A 23,914-nucleotide genomic window follows, 5' to 3' on the forward strand; every position below is an offset into this window, starting at 1 on the left:
CCCGTAACAGGGCGGCGCGTTTGTTAAGCGTGGGCGTGTAGCTGTAATGCGGGTTGTCTGCCTGCGGCAATCGCAAGCAAGCGGTCGATATTTGGGTGTTTACCCGGAGATAAAATCGCATCTAGCGTGTGTTCTGCATACAGTTTCAGTCCGGCTTTTGCTGCTTCGCGATCAATCACGCCATAATGCCGATGTAAATAGGCATACACTTTCCACGAACCGGCTTGTCCCGCTCTATTTTGCAAAGTGAAACCCGCGCAATTCAGTTGGTGTGGGGCTTCTAGTTTGCTGGGTAGGGGTTCTGTGGTCAGCAGCGGCAAAATGTCGCTAAACGGTTTCCCTTGTAGGCTGGTGCTATACACCACCCCTTCTTCCTCGGTTTGTCGTGATAGACGCACATTGCCTTCGACCAAATAGCTTTGGCTCATCTGGCGGAAAAGCGGCGTACCGGAAACACGCAAACTCTCGAACAACACCATTTCGCGTGTAACCAGATAAATGCCTTCTTGTTCATAGCGGCGCAGCGCGGTTTGGTAATCGTGTTCGCTACGCGAAGCAATGCAATCGCTGACGATAAACACCGTTTTACCTAATGCTTTTAGTTCAAGGGCGGTTTGCAATACGCAAACATGCGCTTCCATGCCACATAACACCACCTGTGGCCGTTCTAACAGGCTGCTTGGCAGACAATCGGCAGCAACACAAGAAAAGTGCATTTTTTCTACCACTGGTGCATCCGGCGCACATTCGCGTATGGCGGCTACGGTATGGCCAATCCCTTTTGGATATTGCTCGGAAAACACCACTGGCAAATTAGCATCCACCGCCGCTTTAATCAGTTTTCTGACTTGTGTGACGTGGTTTTGTGGGTCGTGAATGGCTGGGAGTAATTTTTCTTGAATATCAACCACAAGTAATGTGGCTTGATTGACGTCGATTAGCATGTGATGTCCCTCATCAAAATGGCGCTCTGTACCGAGCCGCTGTTGACATCCTCGCCGCCCTGAAGGACGGCGATTCCTACGGCGCTCAGGTGGCTATCGCCTGAGTCGCTTCAGTGGGTTCCTGCTTCACGGAGCGGCCCGACTGCACCGGCTCTCCACAGGCTAAAACGCGATGCCCTCGCGCTAGGATATTGATTGCGCCGACCAGATCGGCATTTTCTTCAAAACCACACTCGACACACTCAAACTTGGCTTGCGTCTGGCGGTTGTCTTTCGACACATGGCCGCAACACGGACAGGTTTGACTGGTGTATTGGGGTGGAACAGCAATGACAAAGCCGCCATTCCAGTCCGCTTTATATTCCAGTTGCCGACGAAACTCCGCCCACCCTTGATCGAGAATCGACCGATTCAGGCCGGATTTCTGTTTCACCTGTTTGCCGTGCTGTTCGCTGTTGCCCTTGGCTGACTTGGACATATTCCGAACCTGCAAATCTTCGATGGCGATCATGGCGTGGTTTTGGCTGATCTGGCACGAAGCTTTGTGCAGGAAGTCTTTTCGGGCGTTGGCGATGTGAGTGTGAATCTTCTGGACTTTGGCTTTCGCCTTCTTCCAGTTGCTACTGAATTTTGTCTTGCGGCTCATAGCTCGCTGATAGCGTGCCAACCGTTGCTGATGTTTCTTGAAGCTGTTGAGCGGATCAAGGTGGCTGCCGTCGCTCAGAGTGGCGAAACGAGCGATCCCCATGTCGATGCCAACAGCCTCACCTTGCGGCAAAGGCTGATCGACTTCACGTTCCGTTTGGATCGACACGAACCACTTGCCGCAGGATTGGCTCACCGTGACGTTCTTGACTTCGCCTAGCACGTCCCGGCTGTTGCGATAACGCAGCCATCCAAGTTTCGGCAGAAACACGCGGCTGTTGCCCTGATCGAGTTTGACCCCTTGCGGATAGCGGAAGCTGTCCGACTGGCCTTTTTTCTTGAAGCGCGGGAAGTCGGCGCGTTTCTCGAAGAAGTTTTTGTAGGCGCGTTCCAGATTCTTGAGTGCCTGTTGCAATGCTTGGCTTGGCGTTTCGTTCAGCCAGAGCGTTTCCGGCCCCGCCTTCCATTCGGTGAGCGCCTTGCATAGAGCGGCGTAGCCGAGCTTCATTTCTCCCGCTTCATGCCGCGCCTGCTGCAACGCAAGCGCCTTGTTGTAGACGTGCCGACACGAACCGGCAAAGCGGCGCATGAGGCGCTGCTGTTCGCCGTTGGGCTTTAGCTCGAATCGGTAGGCTTGAAGACGTTGCATGTCGCATAGTATAGTTTGGTCTATGGAAGAAAACAACGACATTCGACGCGGACGCCACTGTGTTTTTAACATGCACGTCCATTTGGTCTTTTTGGCGAAGTATCGGCGCAAAGTATTCGACTTAGCAGCCATCGACAGGCTGCGAGAACTGTTTGCCAAGGTTTGCAATGACTTCGAGGCGCAACTGGTCGAAATGGACGGCGAGCGCGATCATGTTCACTTGCTGGTCAGCTATCCGCCGAAAGTGCCGGTGTCAGCCTTGGTCAATAGCTTGAAAGGCGCATCCAGTCGCGTACTGCGGAAAGAAAGGCCGGACATCGCTAAACGCTTCTACTACAAGGGCGTGCTGTGGTCACCTTCCTACTTCGCATCATCTTGTGGCGGTGCTCCGATCAGCATCATTCGTCAATACATTGAGCAGCAGGCGACGCCAACTTAAAGGCAGAGAAGGAGTCCTGCGGACTCCGCGCTATCCATCCCCGGCCTGAACGCCGGGGCTTTTCGCGCTAACTGGTAAAAGTTAGAATGATAGTCGTGCCGAAGTCTCTATAGTTCAATGGATAGAACGAGGTCCTCCTAAGACCTAAATCTGGGTTCGATTCCCGGTGGAGACGCCAAACCTGCTACGCAGCGTGTTGGTTTCGGCAAGCATCAGATCATATCTTGCCTTAAACATCGCCAAATTTCCCCGTTTTTGCCGCACAAATCAAAGCAACATCCTGCAAGGCACAGCCGTATTGCTGGATAAGTTTACGGTTTTTGCAAACATCGGTCATAAAAAATTGCTTTCGCACGTCATCTCTGAAACACTTGGCATTCGTTTTCTATTCTTCTGTTTGTTGAGCCAACGATGAGCCAAGTTCTACAACCGCGTCCACAGACCGCCGCCGCCCCTCTCTCTTCGCTTTCGCCCGAAGCCGCCAGTTTTAAAACCAAACTACAACGCCTGTTGGCTTTGTTAAATCAGGGTTTGGTTGAGCGTGAGGGGGTATTAAAAGCGGCGTTGTTAACCGTATTAGCCGAGGAAAATCTGGTGTTGGTTGGCCCGCCGGGGACTGGGAAAAGTTTGGTTGCGCGGCGAATTGCGCAAGTCTTAAGTGATGATCAAGATGGGCATGATTATTTTGAATATCTGCTCACCAAATTTTCGACACCAGAAGAATTATTCGGCCCACTTTCTATTACCGAATTAAAAGCCGACCGTTTTAAGCGCAATACTCAGGGCTATTTACCCACTGTCAATGTGGCTTTTTTAGATGAAATTTTCAAAGCCAGTTCTTCTATTCTCAATGCGTTATTAACGATTCTTAACGAGCGCATATATCACAACGGCGCTCAAGCCCAAGCTGTTCCTTTACAGGCATTAATTGCTGCTTCGAATGAATTACCCACCGATGATGAGGCTTTAGGTGCTTTATATGATCGGTTTTTGGTGCGTATTTTTGTGGATTATGTCAGTGAAGATCGTTTTGAATTGTTATTCAATACAACGACAGAACCGGAGTTTGCGCCGGAAGATCGTTTAACACGGCATGAAATAGCGCGCTTACGTCAAGCTGCGAAAACTGTCACCATTCCAAATGATATTGTTCAAGGCATCCAAAGTATTTGGCAACAACATAAACAAGCCTTTCAAGAAGATGCGCGTGAAAGTTTATCTGATCGCCGCTTGAAAAAAATTATTAAATTGCTACGGGTTTCTGCGGCCAGCAATGGTCGGCGCGAGGTAAATTTGTCTGATGTGTTGTTGTTGAAAGATTGTTTGTGGAACCACCCCGATAATGCACCCAAAGTCCGAGAGATCATTACATCGACTTTGAAAGGCCTAAGCCGTTTGGTGCCGATGGACAAAGAGAAAAATATTCCGGTTTATGAAGTGGATAGCGATGGTGAAACGTTGGTTGCTGCGTTTCAAAAAAGTAGCGAAATCGGCAAAAAGCCGAACCGTGCTGCAATTAGCGCAGTGGTAAAAGGTTTTGTCGGCAGTGGCACGGCTGACGATCCGCTATTAATTCGCTCGGTGGAAGATTTTATGGATTTGGCGCGTGCCGATGTCGGACAAAAAGGCTATCACTTCCGCCAAACAGCCGACCTAGATTTTTCAGCGATTAGTCATTGGCTAACATTTGATTTTCAGGGACATTACGAGGGAGACGGTTTTCGTCTTGATAGAAAAGGTGGAACTCCGTTATTCAATATGGTGCGCGATTCACAGCTACAAAACATCCGGCTTGGTGAAAGTGCGATTGCTCAAGAGGCAGAAAAAACAACCATTCTGGCATGTCAAGCAGAAATTTTCTTGATTCAAGAAAAAATCAATGATTGCACCTTGCGTGATTGTGAGGCGTGGTCTTTTGTAGCGGAAGCAGAAAATAGCCAGATTGCGCGTTGTCGTACGACAAGAGGGCCACTAACTCATGGTAATCGTATAGATAATTGCCAAGTTCTTGATTGTGAAGTGAAGGTTCACGGATCAAGATATTCTTTTGGCATTGCCTTTTCACTCCAAAGTGGAACTGTAGTAGAGCGTTGTATTGTATCTGGAAGCGGTAGTTTGAATCGCGGGATTGCATATGATTGTGATAACAGTGTGGTGCGTCATTGTGCGATTGGCCCTTTGGCTGAGGTGATCTATTACCGTATTGTGACAGAAAATAAAAATGGTGGCGGCTTAGAACATAATATTTCGATTGAAAGCCATTCAAACCAAACCGGTGATGATGGTAATGGCTTGCAAGGTAAAACCGTTGCTGCTGCACTATTTACACAGCGTTATTTTGAATTAACCCTCGGTTGGGATTTCGAGCAGGTTTGGCAATGGGATCATCAAAATAATGTCCCGACTTTACGCCAAGTCGGTGTAACAGCACCAAAGACGACGACAACCGAACAAACACCCAAGCAAGACGGTGAAAAAATGGTGGATTTGCTGGCTTTGCAGTTGAAAGACAATCTGTGGATTTAACACCATGACGATATTTTCTGCTGCATTGGCTGCGCTAAAATTTGGGATAAAACCCATTAAATATTTTATCGACAACACTTTCCGCAGCAAAGTGCGCCCTGTGCCGGGGAGTGTGTTGTATTGTGATTTATGGGTGGCGGTGGAGCATTCTGGGATTTATGCCGGCCGCCGGCAAATCTCTAATATCGTGGTCGATGGGATTGCTGAAAGTAAAGTGCAGCTTAGCAGTCCCGATAGCTTCACTTCAAAAAGCCTATTGGGTAGCAAAATTTATGTTTCTTGTGATCGCCACGGCGCAGTGGGGCATGATGCGGTGGCGGAGCGTTCATTATTCGATGTCGGTGAACGGTCGTTTTATGGCTTGGTGATTAAAAACTGTCATCAATTCTCTAGCAAATGTGTGAAAACGCTTGAAAGCGGTGCGCCTTCTTTGTGGGATCGGTTGAACCCATTGAACTGGATTGATAGCACATGGGAACCCACTATCCGCGAGCTAAAGCGCACTGCCGAAAGCCGCTTGGGGGCGACAAAGTGGCGGTTGTGGGATTGGGAAAATGATTTCGGTGATGACGAGGACGACGATAGCGGCGAACACAACACGCCTCGCCGCCCGTCCTCGCCGGCCAGCCAGCCAACTGAATTAGATTGGCAAGCGCATCACGAATTTTTTAAAAACCTGCCGCTGAGCGCCAGCAATATAGCGCGCATTCGCGATGAACTGGGCACGTTGCAAGACTATCAGCGCGAAATCGCTGACGAAAATCTTCCTGCTGATGTGTTGAAAAAACTTGATGGTTTCGGCCAGTGGTTGCAAGAAATCAGCACTGCTTACGATCATGCGGAAGGTTTTTTGCGTGCCACTGGTGCCGATTTGTCGTATGGCGAATTAAAAGCCTGTCAGGAAGATTTCCAAGCATTGGCAAAGCAACTACAAGAAAACGCCCAAATTCGTGATCTTGTTCGCAAAATGGGCCGCCATTATCTGAGCGAAGAACACCGCAAACGGTCGCGTATCCCCGAAGCCAGCAAAAGCGAAGTGCATGGCGTTCACCGTAGCGATGATGTGATGCGGATGTTGCCGAGTGAGTTGTCGAATCTGGAAGATGACACCCTCGAAACCTTGTTTTTTGCGCGCTTGCTCGAGAAAAACCTGCTGACCTACGAATTAAGCGGCATCACTTTAGGTGTGGGCGAAACCACAGAAACACGCAAAAAACGCACAGGGCCGATTGTCGCGTGTTTGGATACCTCGGGCAGCATGGCCGGTTTGCCGTTGCTGCGGGCAAAAGCGTTGTTGCTGGCGATATCGCTGATTTTAAAACGTGAAGACCGCGCTTTGCATGTGCTGTTGTTTGGTTCGAGTGGAGAAATCCGCGAATTTGCGATGGATGGCAAAGCCGATCTTGCTGGTTTGTTGCAGTTTTTGGGGACAGGGTTTGGTGGTGGAACAGACTTTGAAACGCCATTGCAACGTGCTTTTGAACTGATTAAACGGCACGAGAACTTCAAAAAAGCCGATGTGCTGATGATCTCCGATGGCGATTGCGTCGTATCGACAGCCTTTCTCCACACAATCGAAACACAAAAAAACACGCTGAACTGTATGGTGTATTCGGTGCTGTGTGCAGGCTCTCGGGTTGATGATCCATTCAGTGATGAAGTGGTCGTGCTATAAGTCAAACCGCCCCAGACGGATATTCATAATATTAAATTCCTATGATGATTCTGCTTTCTCTTAGGAGATGAAAATGCACTTAAAATCACTCGATATAAAAAATTTTCGTATTCTTGAAGATTTTCAAGTTAATAAACTAGGTCGTGTTAATCTAATTGTCGGAAAAAATAACTCTGGCAAAACAACGGTACTAGAGGCAATACGTATTTATGCCGGAAACGCAAATTTACATTTGCTTGAAATGCTTGCATCCAGTCATGATGAACGTGTCTATATCTCTAATAATATCAATGAGCTATTTGATAATGAAATACCCTTTCAAGCTTTTTTTACTGGCAGAAAGTTTCCCGATAATGATGCAAAAATTGTAATTGGTGAAATCGAGGGAGCTAATCGACTCACGATTGAGCATGGATATCTACTAGAATGGTCGGAAATCATTCATGAGAATGGTGAGGAAATTACTAAAAATCGTCTTAAACGTATTGCAAAAGATCAGCTAGATGATTTAGAGGGCGAACTACTGGATGCACTTTTTATTCATAAAAACGGACACCATGCTAGTATTCGTTTTGATAAAATCAATGCAATCCGGACAAGAGCCTACCCTCCCCTTTCAGGGTTGAATATATTGCCTTGTAACGTCATTCCAACTCAATTTATTTCGTTAGATGAATTAGCCGATGAGTGGGATAAAATTGCACTGACCGACCATCAAGATACTGTTAAATCAGCATTAAAACTTATTGCGCCTGACTTTTTAGACATTACCTTTGTTCGTACTGAACAACAGAAGAAATCGTTTTCTAATCAATCCTTAAGCCGAACTGCAAAAGTTCGCCTTGCAGGGCAAGATCAGCCTGTGCCGTTGAATAGCATGGGTGATGGTATGTTGCGTATTTTACAATTGATACTCAAGATATTTTCTGCCAAAGGCGGGTTTTTACTGATTGATGAATTTGAAAATGGGCTGCATTACAGTGTGCAGAAAAAAGTATGGGAATTGGTATTTGATTTAGCGGAAAAATTAAATATTCAGGTATTTGCAACAACACATAGCTGGGATTGCATTGAGAGTTTTGCAAAAGTTGCGATTGAAAAAACGGCAATAGAAGGTGTGTTATTCCGTGTTGGTCGTAGTGTAAGAACTAGCGATCAAGGTCGGGTGATTGCGACGGTGTTTGATGAGCAAAAATTATTCAACATTACCCAAGCCGATGTTGAGGTGCGCTAATGGTTGACCGTTTGTTGTTGGTTGAAGGTGAAGCGGATCGGGCTTTTTTTGAAATGTTATGTCGATCAAATACTATTCTTGCTGGCGTTCGAGTGGCGCCACCTGTTGAAGTGGGTGGGCGTAAAAATACCAAGCAAGGCATACTCAATATGTTAGAAACGCTCATCAATGACTTAAACGATGGTCGATTGCAAGCATTGGCTATTGTGGTTGACGCAGATCGAATCTCTGATGGCGGTGGATTTTCTAACACAATCAAGCAGATTACCCAAAAAGTGGCTTCTTTAGGATATGACAGATCACCTCAGGTTTTAGCCACAGGTGGGTTGCTCTACCAACACAATGATGGTTTGCCCGATTTTGGTGTATGGGTGATGCCAGATAATGCAGCAGAGGGTATGTTAGAAGATTGGATTAAACAAACCGTATCTTTAACTGAACAGCCACTTTTGATTGAGGCTAAAAATACGGTAGCTTCGCTCACTGCTCCAAAGTTTAAAACTGTGCGGTTAAGTAAGGCGGAAGTAGCAACTTGGCTGGCTTGGCAGGAGAAACCTGGAGAGGGGCTGTATTATACGATAGAGGGTCAGCTACTCGATGTTGCTGCACCGCTTTATACCGGTTTGGTGAATTGGTTAAAGGCAGTGTTTCCTGCTCAAAATTCGTAATAAAAAACCGCCCCATTCCATACGGCAATGGGGCGGTGTTGAGTGGATTATTCGGCTTCTTCAATCCACATCATTTGAATGGCTTCTAAAATTTTCTCACCACAATGTTTTGGATCATCGTCAAAGCCCTCTAGAGCCAATACCCACTGCATCAAATCCGTAAAACGGACTGTTGTTGGGTCGATGTCGGGGTGTGTTTCCGTTAAAGCAATCGCAATATCACGGCTATCAGTCCATTTCATCGTATCGCTCCTTAATGATGCTCGCGGGCATGGTTAACGGTATAACGCGGCAGCTCGACCACTAAATCTTGATCGGCAATCATGGCCTGACAGGATAAACGCGAGTTTGGCTCTAAGCCCCACGCCTTATCCAACATATCGTCTTCCAATTCATCCGACGGTTCGAGCGATTCAAAACCCTCGCGCACTACGACATGACAGGTGGTACAGGCACACGACATTTCACATGCGTGTTCAATTTCAATGTCGTTTTCGAGTAGGGCATCACAAATACTTTGCCCACTTTCAGCATCAAACATGGTGCCTTCGGGGCACAAATCAGCATGAGGTAGAACGATGATTTTTGGCATGGTGGCATCCTTTATAGATCGGTGATTTTCTGCCCTGCCAAGGCGCGGCGGATATTTCTGTCCATTCGTGCAGCGGCAAAATCGCCGGTGACGGTATTGAGGCGCGAAGTCGCTTGGTTAATGGCAACCGTTGCTTGTGCCGTGATGGCGCTGCGTAAGGCGGCAATGGCGTTATCAATGCGCGAGCGTTCTTCGACTGCTAATAAATCACCATCGGCTTGTAAGGCATTTTCCGTGGTGGCAATCAGACTTTCTGCATCAATAATCGCCTCACGCAATTTTCGTGCAGCAATATCGTCTTTCACATGCGATAACGAGTCGGTCAACATATGGGCAATCTGCTCATCAGTTAAACCATAACTCGGTTTCACACTGATACTGGCCTCGACACCGCTGGACAATTCACGGGCAGAGACCGATAGCAAACCATCGGCATCAATTTGGAAACTGACCCGAATGCGTGCTGCGCCAGCCACCATCGGCGGAATACCGCGCAACTCAAATCGCGCCAAACTGCGGCAATCGCTGACCAACTCCCGTTCACCTTGTACGACATGAATCGCCATCGCCGTTTGGCCATCTTTAAAAGTGGTGAATTCTTGGGCGCGGGCGGTAGGGATGGTGCTATTGCGTGGGATGACTTTCTCCACCAAGCCACCCATCGTTTCCAAACCAAGCGATAAGGGAATCACATCCAACAACAACCAGTCATCGTCAACTTTATTTCCTGCCAACACATTCGCCTGCATCGCTGCGCCTAAGGCAACCACTTGGTCAGGATCGAGATTGGTTAAGGGCGTTTGACCAAAAAACTCCGCCACCGCTTTGCGAATATGTGGCATCCGCGTGGCACCACCGACCAACACCACCCCTTTGATATCGCCAACCTGTAAGCGGGCATCGCGTAGGGCACGGCGTACAGGGAGCAAGGTTTTTTCGACCAACGTTTTGGTCATGTCGTTAAACAAATCTTGCGTTAACGTCAGTTCAATCCAGCGACCATCGGATAACACCGCTTGAATCAGGGCTTCTTCATGCTCAGTCAGCGATTCTTTTGCTGTGCGGGCATGGGTTAATAACAAACGGGTATCGCTGTCAGACAGTTGTGACAGATTGGCCGTTTGTAGCATCCAACAAAAAATGCGTTGATCGAAGTCATCACCACCCAAGGCGGAATCGCCGCTGGTGGCCAGCACTTCAAACACCCCTCGGCTTAACTTGAGGATGGAAATATCAAATGTTCCACCGCCTAAGTCATAAACCGCAAACACCCCTTCCGAGGCATTGTCCAAACCGTAGGCAATGGCAGCGGCAGTCGGCTCATTTAACAGCCGTAATACATTCAGCCCCGCCAATTTTGCCGCGTCTTTTGTCGCTTGCCGTTGGGCGTCATCGAAATAGGCTGGTACGGTAATCACCGCGCCAGTTAATTCACCGCCTAACGTCGCTTCAGCTCGTATTTTCAAGGCTTTGAGAATATCAGCGGAAATTTGTACTGGGCTCTTGCGGCCTGCGCGGGTCTGTAGTTCGACCATCCCCGGGCCATCGACAAATTGATACGGCAAACTAGACGCATCAGGGAGATCGGCCAACCCACGTCCCATAAACCGTTTTACCGACACAATGGTGTTATGTGGATCTTGCGTCTGACAGGCACGTGCATCATAGCCGACATCTACCCCTTGATCTTCCCGATAGTGAACCACCGAAGGTAATAGCACACGACCGCGTGCATCAGGCAAAGCCGATGCGATGCCACTGCGGACGCTGGCAACCAAAGAATGGGTGGTGCCAAGATCGATACCTACTGCAAGACGGTGTTGATGGGGGGCGGTTGATAGCCCGGGTTCAGCAATTTGCAAGAGAGCCATAAAAATCCATTACGTGTGATAGGGTGAGGGCAGATCGGGTCTAAGCTGGCGCGCAGTTTAGAACAACAGCCCTTCAATGGCATCACTGATGTCTTGTTCTAATTTGTCGAGAAAACGCAGCTTGCGTACTAACAATGCCGCCTGTGGCAAATCAGGATCGTGGTCGAGGCAATGGGCTAATTGTTCAATCAGCGCTTGGCTATCGTCGTGTAAGGCTGCCGACAATTTCTCTAACTGACTGACATCATGTCCCGTTTGGGCTTCCTCAATCGCCTCGCGCCATTCCATTTGTGCCATTAAAAAGGCTGTCGGCATGGCGGTGTTTTGCTCTTCGGCTGTATCGACACCGGCAAGCTGTAACAGATAGCGTCCCCGTGAAATCGGATGTTTCAGGGTTTGATAAGCCTCATTCGCATGTGTTGCCCATTGCAAGGCAAGCCGCTTTTCGGTGTCGGAAGCCTGTGCAAAACGATCAGGATGAACTTGGCTTTGGATTTGCCGATAGGCCGCATCCAAAGCCGCTGTATCCACGGCGAACTGCTGTTTGAGGCCAAACAGCGTGAAGTGGTCGCTGTTTAAGTTCATACATTGAAACTTTCGCCACAACCACATTCATTTTTGACATTTGGGTTGTTGAACTTAAAGCCTTCGTTCAAGCCTTCGCGCACAAAGTCTAGCTCGGTGCCGTCGATATACACCAAACTCTTAGCATCGGTGAACAAGGTCACGCCATGACTTTCAAAGCTGATGTCGTCTTCGGCTGGCTGATCGACAAATTCCAATTTATACGCCATACCAGAGCAGCCCGAGGTCCGTACACCAAGGCGCAGCCCTAGGCCTTTACCACGGCGTTGCAGGGTGTTTTGCACATGCAGTGCAGCTGATTCGGTAAGGGTAATTGGCATTATCTCTTCTCCCAAAAAAGTGCCTTATTCCGCAGACAGGCCATGTTTTTGTTTGTAATCGCTGACAGCAGCTTTGATGGCATCTTCTGCCAAAATCGAACAGTGAATTTTCACCGGTGGCAAGGCCAATTCTTCAGCAATGGCGGTGTTTTTAATCGCTAAAGCCTGATCGAGGGTTTTGCCTTTGACCCATTCGGTGACCAAAGAACTTGATGCAATCGCCGAGCCACAACCATAGGTTTTGAACTTGGCATCTTCAATCACACCTTGCTCATTCACCTTGATCTGCAATTTCATCACATCACCACAGGCTGGCGCGCCGACCATGCCGGTGCCAATCGAATCATCACCTTTGTCAAAAGCACCGACATTGCGTGGGTTTTCGTAGTGGTCGAGGACTTTTTCGCTATATGCCATGATCTATTCTCCAAATTGAATTTAAGGTTAGTGCGCTGCCCATTGCACGGTAGAGAGGTCGATACCTTCTTTATACATATCCCACAGCGGCGACAATTCACGCAGTTTGCCGATTTTGTCGTGCAGCAATTTGATGGTGAAATCGACATCGGCTTCGGTAGTAAAACGACCAATCGAGAAGCGAATCGAGCTGTGTGCTAATTCATCATTACGGCCAAGGGCACGCAACACATAAGACGGTTCGAGTGAGGCCGAGGTACATGCCGAACCACTGGACACGGCAAGGTCTTTAATCGCCATAATCAAGCTTTCGCCTTCAACATAGGCAAAGCTGACATTCAGATTGTGCGGCACGCGCTGTTCTAAATCGCCATTCAAATACACCGCTTCAATGTCAGACAACCCTTTCCAGAGACGGTCACGCAACATGCGAATGCGCTCGTTTTCGGTTGCCATTTCTTCACGCGCTAAACGGAAGGCTTCGCCCATACCGACAATTTGATGGGTCGCTAACGTGCCCGAGCGCATACCGCGTTCGTGACCACCGCCGTGCATTTGTGCCTCTAAGCGCACCCGTGGTTTACGGCGCACATACAAGGCACCAATCCCTTTAGGGCCATAGGTTTTATGCGCCGAGAAGCTCATCAAATCGACTTTTAATTGGCTAAGATCAATCACCACTTTGCCGGTGGCTTGGGCGGCATCGACATGGAACAACACCCCTTTTTCACGGCACAGTTGACCGATAGCGGGAATGTCTTGGATCACACCAATCTCATTATTGACATACATCACCGACACCAAAATGGTGTCTGGGCGAATGGCATCAGCCAATACCTTGAGATCAACCAGACCATTTTCTTGTGGCGTTAAATAGGTGACTTCAAATCCTTCGCGTTCTAACTCGCGTGTGGTGTCGAGAATCGCCTTGTGTTCGGTTTTTACCGTAATCAGGTGTTTGCCCTTAGATTGGTAAAAATGGGCGGCCCCTTTCAACGCCAAATTGTTCGATTCTGTGGCACCCGAGGTCCAAACGATTTCTTTTGGATCACAGTTAACCAACTGGGCAACTTGTGCTCGCGCTTCTTCTACCGCTGCTTCAGCTTCCCAACCATAGGCATGTGAACGCGAGGCTGGATTGCCAAAGTGTTCGGTGAGGTAGGGAATCATTTTTTCTGCGACGCGAGGGTCGAGTGGGGTCGTGGCAGAGTAATCGAGATAAATAGGGCGGTTCATGGTAGTTGGGCTCATGTAGATGTTGGCGATCACAAAATCAATTTACTTAGCGGGCATCAAGGCCACGATTGTGTTCAGCGCTGCGGGTTGTGGGGCGGCGATCTTGTAACAAGCTGTTTTGCTCATGGTGGTGCTGTTTTTCAACCAAACTGGCCAAATTGATATTGGCCAAATACGCAAATAAGGTGCGGTTGAGGTCAGTCCATAAATCATGTGTCATGCAGCGTTGTTTGCCACGGCAATTTTCTTGGCCGCCACATTGCGTTGCATCCAGCGGTTCATCTACCGCGATAATGATGTCGGCGACAGAAATATCTTCGGTATTTTTGGCTAAACAATAGCCTCCCCCCGGCCCGCGAACACTTTCCACCAAGGCTGCGCGGCGCAGCTTGCCAAAAAGTTGTTCGAGGTAGGAAAGCGAGATGCCTTGTCGCTCACTGATGCCGGCAAGCGTAACGGGGCCATTGGCTTGCCGTAGGGCAAGGTCGAGCATGGCGGTAACAGCAAAACGGCCTTTGGTGGTCAAGCGCATGATTAGGCTTTCCTTCCGGTATCAATCCTGTTTCACAGCATAAAATATCCGAGTAATTTAGTCAACTTATACCCCGTGGCCACCGCAGGCAAAAAAGCTGTAACAACTTTCGGTTTTTTCGGCAATTTTTTCATATTGCACTGCAAAAAATGTTTTGCCCTACCACTGTGAAAACAGGTACATTCGCTAAGCATTGCTTAAGCAAATTCTTTAAGGATGGATGTCAATTGAAGCGCGCTGTTTATGCAGGAAGTTTTGATCCGGTGACCAATGGCCATTTATGGATGATTCAGGAAGCGGTCGAATTATTTGATGAAGTCGTGATTGCGATTGGTGTGAACCCTGATAAATCTTGTACTTTCTCGATTGAAGAGCGGGCGGCAATGCTGCGAGAGACGACAACCCAATATGCAAATTTACGGGTTGAAGTGTTCGATAATCAGTTTCTTGTCAATTATGCACAATCGATTGGTGCCAACTACATTGTTCGTGGCATTCGTACTGCCTCTGATTATGAATACGAACGTGCCATGCGTTATGTGAATTCTGATCTCTATCCAAACATCACTACCGTATTCTTATTGCCACCGCGTGAGTATGCCGAGGTCTCTTCAACCATGGTCAAAGGTTTGGTTGGCCCGCGTGGTTGGGAAGATGTCATTCATCAATATGTGCCCGAGCCGGTGTATCAACGATTACGTCACTTTGCCGAAGCGAAAGGACAGCGCCGCGCATGAGTGTTTCTGTCGTTAAAGTCGTCGCTGGTGTGTTATTTGACAGCGCTGGCCGTTTTTTTCTGGCAAGCCGGCCTGAAGGCAAACCGTATGCCGGTTATTGGGAATTTCCCGGTGGCAAAATTGAAGCCGGCGAAACACCGCTGGCAGCATTGCAGCGCGAGTTACAAGAAGAACTCGGCATTCAGGTGCAACAATGCACACCGTGGATTCACAAACACTTTGTCTATGAACACGCCACTGTTGAGCTCAGTTTCTTTCGAGTGACAGCATGGACGGGGACTTTGCAGGCAAAAGAAGGTCAGTCATTTGCTTGGCATTTTCCTCATGAGGCCTTATCGGTGAGCCCTGTTTTGCCAGCCAATGGCCCTGTGTTGCGTGGGTTGAGTTTACCGCCGGTTCATGCGATTACCTGTGCAGCAGAATTTGGTGTCGCGCATTCGTTGGCTGCATTACAGCGTGGCTTACAGCAGCGGGCGGTGGGTATGGTGCAGATTCGTGAGCCCCAGATGCCTACTGCACAATTGGCTGATTTTGCCGCCGAGATTGTGGCGCGCTGTCGTCCAGCCGGTTGTTTAGTGGTGCTAAATGGTGAACCCGAGCTGGCGCAGGCATGGGGGTTGGATGGCGTACATTTGAATCGGCATCGCCTCATGGCGTTACCCACTCGCCCAGAACTGAGTTGGGTGGGCGCGTCAGTGCATAACGCGGCAGAACTGGCTGCCGCAACACGCCTTGGCTGTGACTATGCCCTGTTGGGGCCGGTCCAAGCGACACAGACTCATCCGAATCAACGGCCTTTGGGATGGACTGGATTTGCTGCATTGTCGCAACAAACGCGGATTCCACTGTATGCCTTGGGTGGTTTATCGCCATTAGAGCTGTCAGTGGCACAAAAATATGGCGCACAGGGCATTGCGATGATGCGTTATGGTTGGAGCGCTTGGTAGTGAAAGTCTTTAACGTACAACAATCGCCACGTAAATGGGCTTTGATTGCTGTGGCATTGCTATTGTTTGCCGCGCTAAAAGCTTGGATGGTGATGCATTTCTTACATGGAGAGCAACAAGCCACCGTGGTGACGGTTGCATGTGCCGATCCGGTGGCGGGGTGTCAAAGCGAGGGTTTATCGCTTCGTTTTGATCGTCCTCCGCTGCATACACAACGGTTTGTGGTGGACCTTGAACTTGAACTTGAACAGAAGACGACCTCCCCACCGTCTGCATTATTCAGCATGGTGGGGATGGAGATGGTGCCGGTGCGTTATCACTTTGTGCAGAAGAATGCACAACATTGGTCTGCCGAGGTGATTTTGCCGGTTTGCGTGACTGGGCGGCAAGATTGGCTGATGTCGTTAGATGTCAATGGTCGCCGTTATCATCTACCATTTGAAGCCGGTTGGTTAGCCGGACAGCACTAGCGTAGGGCGAAGTCGGCCACCAAACCCACAAAGATCACCAACCCCACTTTGTTGTTATCTAAAAAGGCTTTAAAACAGGCCATCCGTTCACGGTGACGGATGGTTTGATACTGTTTCATCATCAACACCGCTGCCGCACATAAACTTGCGATAAACCACACGCCTAAGCCCTGTTGTGCTGCAATCGCAGCCATGATGCCAAGAAACATGACGTGGCAGACCATCACGGCGAAGACATCGTAATGACCAAAGGTAATTGCTGAGGTCTTAATTCCAATTTTTAGGTCGTCTGGCTTATCACACATTGCATATTCGGTGTCGTAGGCCAGTGTCCAAAACACATTGGCAATTAACAACTGCCACGCCAAGAGTGGGACTTCGTTATTCAACGCAGCAAACGCCATCGGAATACCAAAACCGAAAGCAATACCTAAATAGGCCTGTGGCAAGGGGAAAAAGCGTTTGGTGAAAGGGTAACTGGCTGCCAAAATCACGGCTGGTATGCTCATGAGCCAGGTTAATTGATTCAGGGGTAATACCAATAAAAAAGCGATAGCAGCTAACCCTGCAGCCAATAACAGCGCTTCGCGTTCACTGACTGCACCGCGTGCAAATGGCCGGTGTTTGGTGCGTTCGACTGCGCCATCAAAGTGACGGTCGGCATAGTCGTTAATGACACAGCCTGCTGAGCGCATCAGAAACGTGCCTGCAATAAAAATCAGCACAATCCAGAGATTGGGCTGGCCAGCGCCTGCTAACCACAGCCCCCACAACGTGGGCCATAACAGTAAGAGGGTGCCAATTGGCTTATCAATACGGGCTAATTGGGCATAGACCACGAGTCGTTCACGAGCAAGCATAGCGATATTAACGAGAGCCAGTTGAGTTGGAGAGAGAAACCACCTGGGGTGTGGTTTTATTCAGCAAGGTGGGTAAGAACACTTCCTGCACTAATAGCTGCCCACCATGTCGTGCAGTAAATGCAGCACGTCGTGCCCACAGATGGTCGGGGCGAGGGAGTGATAATAGGCAGGGTGTCTCGTTTAACGACACAAGGAAGGGCAGCGCTGCATGAAAAAGAGGGTCGCCAAGCTGTAGGCGGCGAAAGCTCAGGGGACTGCGATTAAATGGCGCTTGCTCGGCAAATAGGGTAAAGCCAAGTGAACGCCCACCACGATCGAGGGTTTTACACCATTCACGATCATTGCTATCGCAGACACTGGCGGCATAGACAACGGTTTCGCCATCTAAGCGTAAGCACACTTGGCGGCACAACACCTGCTCCACCCCTGACCCTAACAGGGCGGCTTCATCATGTGTCGGTGGCCGATGATTTAGGCCAATCAAGCGAACACTGAAAGGGTAGTGTGTGGCTAACAGTCGATTGGTTAGAGAATCGGGTGTCAGCAACCAATCTGCCAGTATCGGGTTTAGGTCTGGTGGCAACATGGGTTGCCAAGCATCGAAAGCAATCATGCTACACATTATGCCAAAGAACGCTGCGAAGGCAGCAGCTTTTGCAGGAAATAGCAGGCTAAAAACAAAAAACCCGCACAGATAATCTGTCGGGCTGATGAGATGCTGGCGGAGAGAGGGGGATTCGAACCCCCGTCAGGGTATTACCCTGAACACGCTTTCCAGGCGTGCGACTTAAACCACTCATCCATCTCTCCGCTGAGATGAAGACGCGCATTATAGGGAAGGCGGTTGCCTTTGGCAAGTGCTAATTGCGACACGGCCGGCGCATCTAAAGGTAAAATGATTTTTTCCGTTCACGATAGAAATGTGCCATGCGTATTGCTCTTGCTCAGTTTAACCCAGTTGTGGGAGATATCGCGGGGAATGCCGCCCGAATTCAAGAACTTGCCCTTGCTGCGCGTGAGCAAGGCGCTGATCTGTTGCTGACGCCGGAGTTGGCACTGACGGGTTATCCACCAGAAGATTTATTGCTGCGTCCAGCTTTTTATCAGGCCGTGCGTCAAGGCTTAGATACCTTACTGGAAATAGATGGCATCACCTTGGTAATTGGTCATCCGGTGCAGTTTGGTGACGAGCGTTTTAACGCTGCTACCGTTTTTCGGGATGGTCATCAACTTGGGCAATATCACAAGATGCGCTTACCGAATGAATCGGTTTTCGATGAGGTTCGCTACTTTACGCCTGGGATTGCGCCGTTAGTATTTGAATGTGCGGGTAAACAAGTGGGTTTGCTGATTTGTGAAGATGTCTGGTCTAGTGAACCGGCGGCAGAAGTCGCCGATGCTGGCGCAGAAATTTTATTGGTCCTCAATGCTTCTCCTTTCCACCGCAATAAACTGGCTATCCGTCAACAGCAAGTCCAGTGGCGATGTGAAGAAACCGGTTTGCCGGTGGTGTATCTGAATGCCGTCGGGGGGCAGGATGAATTGGTGTTTGATGGGGCTTCGTTTGCTTGTAATGCCGAGGGTGAGACCGTCGCGCAATTACCGGCTTTTGCTGAAGCCTTGACCGTCATCGATTTCCCTTCAGCCATACCACAGACCGCATCGATAACGGCACAGCCGGATGAATTGGCCAGTGTGTATCAGGCGTTGGTGTTGGCCGTGCGTGACTACATCAGAAAAAATGGTTTCCCTGGGGTGTTGTTGGGTCTGTCTGGCGGGATTGATTCTGCGCTGACACTGGCAATTGCAGTGGATGCACTGGGGGCGGATGCTGTCCATGCGGTGATGATGCCCAGTCGTTACACCGCAGATATCAGCTTGGTGGATTCTCGCGATATGGTGCAGCGTTTAGGGGTGAAATACGATGAAATCGATATTTGGCCGATGTACGAAGATTTTCAACACGCTTTGCACCCACTCATCGGTCATTTGCCTGTCGATACAACCGAGGAAAATCTACAATCGCGCATTCGCGGTACATTATTAATGGCGTTGTCGAATAAAACCGGCAAATTGGTATTAACCACGGGCAATAAATCAGAAATGACCACCGGTTATGCCACTTTGTATGGTGATATGGCAGGTGGTTTCGCCGTGTTAAAAGACGTGGCAAAAACACTGGTTTATGCCTTGTCAGCATGGCGTAACCAACAAGATGAGGTGATTCCTCGCCGTATTATCGAACGTCCACCGAGTGCTGAATTACGGCCCGATCAATGTGACCAAGACAGTTTGCCCGACTATGCGGTGCTGGATGCAATTTTGGAGGCCTACGTTGAGCAAAATCGCTCAGTGCAAGAGATTATTGCCATGGGCTATGCGGCGGAAGCGGTTGAGAAAGTCACTCGCCTCCTCAAAATCAATGAGTACAAACGCCGTCAGGCCCCTGTGGGGCCACGGATCACACACCGTGCATTTGGTCGTGATTGGCGCTATCCCATTACTCAACGTTTCCGTTGAGATTTTTTTAGGAAGGTTTGGTGGCAAACCATGTTTGCTTTAGTGAGAAAAAATCGCCGTTGGCCTGCCTTGTTGGCGCTGATGTCGTTATTGGCGACACCCGTGGCGGCGGCTGATGGCGTGGCAGAACTCAAACGTTTTATCAACGAAACGCAGTCATTAAAAGCAGATTTTCAACAAGAAGTCAGTGGACGAAGCCAAAAGCCAGAGCAGGCGCGTGGCTCGTTGCAACTGTCTCGCCCTGGCAAGTTTCGGTGGATTTACCAAAAACCGTATGAGCAATGGATTATCGGTGATGGTAAGCGGTTATGGGTGTATGACCGCGAATTGGCGCAGGTGACTTCGCGTCAATTAGATGATGCGTTAGGTTCGAGCCCAGCGGCTTTATTGGCAGGGAAAAATGAAATCGAACGTGACTACCAACTCCGCAATCTAGGACGAGCCGACGGTTTAGAGTGGCTTGAGGCGGTTCCTAAAACAGCAGAATCAGGATTTCGTCACTTTCGGATGGGATTTCGGGCAGGTAACTTAATCTCGATGGTGCTGACCGATAATTTTGGTCAAACCACCAGTTTAAGTTTCAGCAATATCAAGAAAAACCCCGCTATTGAAGCGGGGGAGTTTCTGTTTACACCACCGAAAGGTGTGGACGTGATTCAGCAATAAATCATTTAAGATTCATAGACATAGGTATCACGTCCGCCTTTTTTCGCTAAATACATGCGGTGGTCGGCGAGTTCGACCAGCGCATGTACTTCTTTACTGTCATCCAACTCACGCTCGGCAATCCCGATACTGGCTGTGATGGGGCTGCCATCTGGGCGTAGGCCAAAACCCCGTTCACGCAGACGCTTCACCAAGTGTAATGCACCTTCGATGGGGGTATCGGGTGCCAGAATTAAAAACTCCTCACCACCCCAGCGAATCAGCATATCTTCGGTTCGTATGGCTTCGCGTAGTCGAGTGGCTGCTTGGCGTAATACCAAGTCGCCGGCCTCATGGCCATATTGATCGTTTACCGATTTGAAATGATCAAGATCAATAAACACCAAAGACATAGGCCGTTGGTGCCGCATCGAAATATGAAAATGAATGGTGAGTAATTCTTCGCCACTGGCGCGGTTGAAACATTGGGTCAGTGGGTCATGCGACGCTTGGCGGTTTAATTGTCGCATTAAATGCAGTTGGCTCATCCCAGCCAGTGTTGCCACACCAGAGATCAATGCCAACAGCCACGAGGTGGCCAAACGGTCGCCGCTATTGTTCATCAAAGTGCCAAGATCAAACACAATAAATAGCACTTGGGCGATGAGAGCCGGTGCGGCGAATAAAATGCCTTCCAAAAAAGTCAGTGGAAAGATACTCAGCCCTGCCAGCATCACAAATGGCAAAAATGTATAACCGACAATCGCTGGATTGTTGGACATCTCGACAACCCAATAACCGCTTAACGTGAGGTTTGAACTCAAGAAAAAGAGCGAGGGAATACAGAATAACAAGGCCAGAGCCCGATAGGCGTCTTGAATCTGGGAAGAGTGGGGATAGGCTTTGACCAAAATCCAAAAGGCAATGCTAACGGCCACCCGTTGAATGCTAATCCAGCCCCACAAAGGCCAAGGCAAAAAGAAGGCATCGACCACTACCCACAGTGGCGTCAGAATGGCGAATAACATCGCCACTAAACGTACCCGCGAAATCATCATCTCGCTGCGGCGGCGGGCGAGTAAGGAAGAATGCGTGGCAGGCGTCAGCAGACAATGAAAGTCATGTTGACTGATACTGTCGCCATAGATACGCCGAAACCATTTCGTTACATGACAAAACATGAGCATGCCACTTTTGAAAAAGAGGAAGCAGTTGTTCTAACTGCTGAGAAGCTATGCTGCAGTGTACACCGAGACGTCAAGTCGGACAGGGCGAGATAAGATATTTTTATGTTACAACTAAGCATGCTTTCTCCTCATGTCTTTTTTATGTATAGGGTTTTGCAAAACCCTGAAAATATCATGACATTTGCTTTCTACATCAGGATGAAAACTATAGCCAAGCTAAAAAGCGAATGAAAGAATTTATTTGATCACAATTAGACTTAACGCAAAGATTGGCAAGATTGTGTGCGAGATATTAGCAGAGTTTTAAAGCGTCTTTTTGCGAAAAAGCCAGTTTTCACTGGCTTTTTCGTTTCTATCCGTGATTAGCTGGATGTGGTTTCTGCTTTTTGTCGTAAGCGCAAATTCAGCTCTTTCAACTGTTTTTCATCGACTGCATTTGGCGCTTGTGTCAACAGACATTGTGCACGTTGTGTTTTCGGGAAAGCGATCACATCACGGATCGATTCCGCACCGCACATCAATGTCACCAAACGATCTAAGCCGAATGCCAAACCACCATGTGGCGGCGCACCAAATTTCAGGTTATCCAGCAAGAAGCCAAACTTATTCTGTTGTTCTTCTGCGGTGATTTTTAATGCGTTAAACACTTTTTCTTGCACATCGGCACGGTGAATACGCACAGAACCGCCACCAATTTCCCAACCATTCAACACCATATCATAAGCGCGTGCCAAACATGCGCCAGGGTCGGTTTCCATCAAATCTTCATGGCCAGGTTTTGGACTGGTGAAGGGGTGATGACATGCGGTCCAGCGATCATCTTCCTCGTCATGTTCAAACATCGGGAAATCAACCACCCACAATGGCCGCCATGCTTTGACAAAGTAACCGCCGGCTTCGCCACGTTCATGACCAATTTTAATACGCAAGGCACCAATGGCTTCATTCACCACTTTGGCTTTATCTGCACCAAAGAAGACGATGTCACCGTTTTGTGCGCCGGTGCGGTTGATGATTTCAGTCAGGGCAGCGACAGACAAGAATTTGACGATGGGTGACTGTAAGCCACTGTTTTCATCGTTGCTGATTTTGCTGACATCGTTGACCTTGATGTAAGCCAGCCCTTTGGCGCCATAGATAGCAACGAATTGGGTGTAATCATCGATGTCTTTACGCGACAGGCTTGAGCCACCTGGGACGCGCAAGGCCACGACACGGCCATTTGGCATGTCGGCTGCACCACGGAAGACTTTGAATTCTTCCGTTTTCATCACATCAGTCAATTCCGTGAACTGCAACGAGACCCGTAAATCAGGTTTATCCGAGCCGTAGTAATACATGGCATCGTTGTAAGTCATGCGTGGGAATTCACCTAAATCAACATTCAGCACATCTTGGAAAATATGGCGCGCCATCCCTTCGGTGATGTCCATGATTTCATCCTCGTTGAGGAACGAGGTTTCCAAATCGATTTGGGTGAATTCAGGTTGACGATCAGCACGCAAATCTTCGTCACGGAAACATTTAGTGATTTGATAATAACGGTCGAAACCTGCCACCATCAGCAATTGTTTAAATAGCTGTGGCGATTGTGGCAAGGCGAAGAATTCGCCCGGATGCACACGCGATGGCACCAGATAATCGCGAGCGCCTTCTGGGGTCGAGCGTGTCAACATTGGGGTTTCAACGTCGATAAAGCCTTGTTTATCCAAATAGTTCCGCACGCCCATTGCCACACGATAACGCAGACGCAGATTACGTTGCATGGCCGGACGGCGCAAATCAATCACGCGGTTGGTTAAACGTACGTTTTCTGACAGATTTTCTTCATCAATTTGGAACGGTGGCGTGGTGGCACTGTTCAGAATTTCGATTTGTTTTGCCAGAATTTCGATTTCGCCCGAAACCAAATTGCTGTTAGTGGTGCCTTCTGGACGGCGGCGTACCAAGCCAGTGATGGCCAACACAAACTCGTTGCGGCAGCTATCAGCCGTGCTAAACGCTTCAGGGGTATCAGGGTCAATCACTACCTGTACCAGACCTTCGCGGTCGCGCAAGTCGATAAAAATCACACCGCCATGATCGCGGCGACGGTGCACCCAGCCTTTGATGGTAACCATTTGGTTGAGATAGCGGGTGTCGATGAGTCCACAGTAATCGGTACGCATTGCAAGAACTTTCGTTTTCGAATTCGTTGTTATAAAGATGAAAA

At 48.9% G+C, this 23,914-nt stretch carries 24 protein-coding genes and 2 tRNA genes; 11 read left to right on the forward strand and 15 right to left on the reverse strand.

What is annotated here, in order from left to right; all coding sequences use genetic code 11:
• Positions 1 to 23: 23 nt before the first annotated feature.
• Positions 24 to 944 (reverse strand): isochorismatase family protein, encoded by a 921-nt coding sequence (locus ACTBZS_RS01130; protein WP_463043035.1) that lies wholly within the window; start codon positions 942 to 944, stop codon positions 24 to 26.
• 85 nt (positions 945 to 1,029) lie between these two features.
• Complete coding sequence (locus ACTBZS_RS01135) at positions 1,030 to 2,238, reverse strand: RNA-guided endonuclease InsQ/TnpB family protein (RefSeq protein WP_463043036.1); 1,209 nt, start codon at positions 2,236 to 2,238, stop codon at positions 1,030 to 1,032.
• Between the two features lie 22 nt (positions 2,239 to 2,260).
• Here ACTBZS_RS01135 and tnpA point away from each other — a divergent pair, with 22 nt between their 5' ends.
• The 6 genes from tnpA to ACTBZS_RS01165 all read left to right on the forward strand — a co-directional run bounded on the left by tnpA (position 2,261) and on the right by ACTBZS_RS01165 (position 8,780).
• Positions 2,261 to 2,677 carry an IS200/IS605 family transposase gene (tnpA, locus tag ACTBZS_RS01140; RefSeq protein ID WP_463043037.1) on the forward strand — a complete coding sequence of 139 codons (417 nt, stop codon included), beginning with the start codon at positions 2,261 to 2,263 and terminating at the stop codon, positions 2,675 to 2,677.
• Between the two features lie 103 nt (positions 2,678 to 2,780).
• Positions 2,781 to 2,855: transfer RNA gene (locus ACTBZS_RS01145), tRNA-Arg, on the forward strand.
• 233 nt (positions 2,856 to 3,088) lie between these two features.
• Positions 3,089 to 5,203, forward strand: a complete 2,115-nt coding sequence (locus tag ACTBZS_RS01150; protein WP_463043038.1) for an AAA family ATPase — start codon at positions 3,089 to 3,091, stop codon at positions 5,201 to 5,203.
• A gap of 4 nt (positions 5,204 to 5,207) precedes the next feature.
• Positions 5,208 to 6,878 carry a vWA domain-containing protein gene (locus ACTBZS_RS01155; RefSeq protein WP_463043039.1) on the forward strand — a complete coding sequence of 557 codons (1,671 nt, stop codon included), beginning with the start codon at positions 5,208 to 5,210 and terminating at the stop codon, positions 6,876 to 6,878.
• Positions 6,879 to 6,951: 73 nt separating this feature from the next.
• Positions 6,952 to 8,112 carry an AAA family ATPase gene (locus ACTBZS_RS01160; protein ID WP_463043040.1) on the forward strand — a complete coding sequence of 387 codons (1,161 nt, stop codon included), beginning with the start codon at positions 6,952 to 6,954 and terminating at the stop codon, positions 8,110 to 8,112.
• Entirely contained in the window at positions 8,112 to 8,780 is a 669-nt protein-coding gene (locus ACTBZS_RS01165; RefSeq protein WP_463043041.1) for a DUF3226 domain-containing protein, read from the forward strand. The genes ACTBZS_RS01160 and ACTBZS_RS01165 overlap by 1 nt, the downstream gene beginning before the upstream one ends.
• A gap of 47 nt (positions 8,781 to 8,827) precedes the next feature.
• Here ACTBZS_RS01165 and iscX read toward each other — a convergent pair whose 3' ends face one another.
• The 8 genes from iscX to iscR are packed head-to-tail and all read right to left on the reverse strand — an operon-like array spanning position 8,828 to position 14,333.
• Complete coding sequence (gene iscX, locus ACTBZS_RS01170) at positions 8,828 to 9,022, reverse strand: Fe-S cluster assembly protein IscX (RefSeq protein WP_463043042.1); 195 nt, start codon at positions 9,020 to 9,022, stop codon at positions 8,828 to 8,830.
• 11 nt (positions 9,023 to 9,033) lie between these two features.
• Positions 9,034 to 9,372 (reverse strand): ISC system 2Fe-2S type ferredoxin, encoded by a 339-nt coding sequence (gene fdx, locus ACTBZS_RS01175; RefSeq protein WP_022652954.1) that lies wholly within the window; start codon positions 9,370 to 9,372, stop codon positions 9,034 to 9,036.
• Between the two features lie 11 nt (positions 9,373 to 9,383).
• Positions 9,384 to 11,243, reverse strand: a complete 1,860-nt coding sequence (hscA, locus tag ACTBZS_RS01180; RefSeq protein WP_463043043.1) for a Fe-S protein assembly chaperone HscA — start codon at positions 11,241 to 11,243, stop codon at positions 9,384 to 9,386.
• 57 nt (positions 11,244 to 11,300) lie between these two features.
• On the reverse strand, positions 11,301 to 11,828 hold the full coding sequence (hscB, locus tag ACTBZS_RS01185) for a Fe-S protein assembly co-chaperone HscB (protein WP_463043044.1): 528 nt from the start codon (positions 11,826 to 11,828) through the stop codon (positions 11,301 to 11,303).
• Positions 11,825 to 12,148, reverse strand: a complete 324-nt coding sequence (gene iscA, locus ACTBZS_RS01190) for an iron-sulfur cluster assembly protein IscA (RefSeq protein ID WP_460429375.1) — start codon at positions 12,146 to 12,148, stop codon at positions 11,825 to 11,827. Before iscA ends, hscB begins: the two co-directional genes overlap by 4 nt.
• A 24-nt stretch (positions 12,149 to 12,172) precedes the next feature.
• Positions 12,173 to 12,565 (reverse strand): Fe-S cluster assembly scaffold IscU, encoded by a 393-nt coding sequence (iscU, locus tag ACTBZS_RS01195; RefSeq protein ID WP_022652950.1) that lies wholly within the window; start codon positions 12,563 to 12,565, stop codon positions 12,173 to 12,175.
• A gap of 27 nt (positions 12,566 to 12,592) precedes the next feature.
• Complete coding sequence (locus ACTBZS_RS01200) at positions 12,593 to 13,816, reverse strand: IscS subfamily cysteine desulfurase (protein WP_460429376.1); 1,224 nt, start codon at positions 13,814 to 13,816, stop codon at positions 12,593 to 12,595.
• A gap of 31 nt (positions 13,817 to 13,847) precedes the next feature.
• Positions 13,848 to 14,333 carry a Fe-S cluster assembly transcriptional regulator IscR gene (gene iscR, locus ACTBZS_RS01205; protein ID WP_022652948.1) on the reverse strand — a complete coding sequence of 162 codons (486 nt, stop codon included), beginning with the start codon at positions 14,331 to 14,333 and terminating at the stop codon, positions 13,848 to 13,850.
• A 227-nt stretch (positions 14,334 to 14,560) separates the two neighbouring features.
• Here iscR and coaD point away from each other — a divergent pair, with 227 nt between their 5' ends.
• Genes coaD through ACTBZS_RS01220 form a run of 3 tightly spaced genes read left to right on the forward strand, consistent with a single transcriptional unit; the run spans position 14,561 to position 16,487 of the window.
• Positions 14,561 to 15,070 carry a pantetheine-phosphate adenylyltransferase gene (gene coaD, locus ACTBZS_RS01210; protein WP_022652947.1) on the forward strand — a complete coding sequence of 170 codons (510 nt, stop codon included), beginning with the start codon at positions 14,561 to 14,563 and terminating at the stop codon, positions 15,068 to 15,070.
• Positions 15,067 to 16,017: a Nudix family hydrolase gene (locus ACTBZS_RS01215; protein ID WP_463043046.1), complete on the forward strand. Its 951-nt coding sequence runs from the start codon at positions 15,067 to 15,069 to the stop codon at positions 16,015 to 16,017. Before coaD ends, ACTBZS_RS01215 begins: the two co-directional genes overlap by 4 nt.
• On the forward strand, positions 16,017 to 16,487 hold the full coding sequence (locus ACTBZS_RS01220) for a hypothetical protein (protein ID WP_463043047.1): 471 nt from the start codon (positions 16,017 to 16,019) through the stop codon (positions 16,485 to 16,487). The genes ACTBZS_RS01215 and ACTBZS_RS01220 overlap by 1 nt, the downstream gene beginning before the upstream one ends.
• Here the strand turns inward: ACTBZS_RS01220 and ubiA are convergent.
• The 3 genes from ubiA to ACTBZS_RS01235 form a co-directional block, all read right to left on the reverse strand.
• The gene (gene ubiA / locus ACTBZS_RS01225; protein ID WP_463043048.1) at positions 16,484 to 17,347 is read right to left on the reverse strand and encodes a 4-hydroxybenzoate octaprenyltransferase; all 864 of its coding nucleotides are present in this window, start codon (positions 17,345 to 17,347) and stop codon (positions 16,484 to 16,486) included. The genes ACTBZS_RS01220 and ubiA overlap by 4 nt on opposite strands.
• A gap of 7 nt (positions 17,348 to 17,354) precedes the next feature.
• Positions 17,355 to 17,963, reverse strand: coding sequence for a chorismate--pyruvate lyase family protein (locus ACTBZS_RS01230; protein ID WP_463043049.1), 609 nt, complete (start codon positions 17,961 to 17,963; stop codon positions 17,355 to 17,357).
• Between the two features lie 106 nt (positions 17,964 to 18,069).
• Positions 18,070 to 18,160: transfer RNA gene (locus ACTBZS_RS01235), tRNA-Ser, on the reverse strand.
• A gap of 117 nt (positions 18,161 to 18,277) precedes the next feature.
• Here ACTBZS_RS01235 and ACTBZS_RS01240 point away from each other — a divergent pair.
• Together ACTBZS_RS01240 and lolA are read left to right on the forward strand one after the other, a co-directional pair.
• Entirely contained in the window at positions 18,278 to 19,870 is a 1,593-nt protein-coding gene (locus tag ACTBZS_RS01240; protein WP_463043050.1) for an NAD+ synthase, read from the forward strand.
• Positions 19,871 to 19,900: 30 nt separating this feature from the next.
• Positions 19,901 to 20,536, forward strand: a complete 636-nt coding sequence (gene lolA / locus ACTBZS_RS01245; protein WP_463043051.1) for an outer membrane lipoprotein periplasmic chaperone LolA — start codon at positions 19,901 to 19,903, stop codon at positions 20,534 to 20,536.
• Positions 20,537 to 20,541: 5 nt separating this feature from the next.
• Here the strand turns inward: lolA and ACTBZS_RS01250 are convergent, their stop codons facing one another.
• Together ACTBZS_RS01250 and aspS are read right to left on the reverse strand one after the other, a co-directional pair.
• Positions 20,542 to 21,696, reverse strand: a complete 1,155-nt coding sequence (locus ACTBZS_RS01250; protein ID WP_463043052.1) for a GGDEF domain-containing protein — start codon at positions 21,694 to 21,696, stop codon at positions 20,542 to 20,544.
• Positions 21,697 to 22,064: 368 nt separating this feature from the next.
• A complete protein-coding gene (aspS, locus tag ACTBZS_RS01255; RefSeq protein WP_463043053.1) occupies positions 22,065 to 23,870 on the reverse strand; it encodes an aspartate--tRNA ligase in 1,806 nt (601 codons plus the stop codon).
• Between the last annotated feature and the right edge of the window lie 44 nt (positions 23,871 to 23,914).

This window comes from Aquaspirillum sp. (assembly GCF_055136605.1).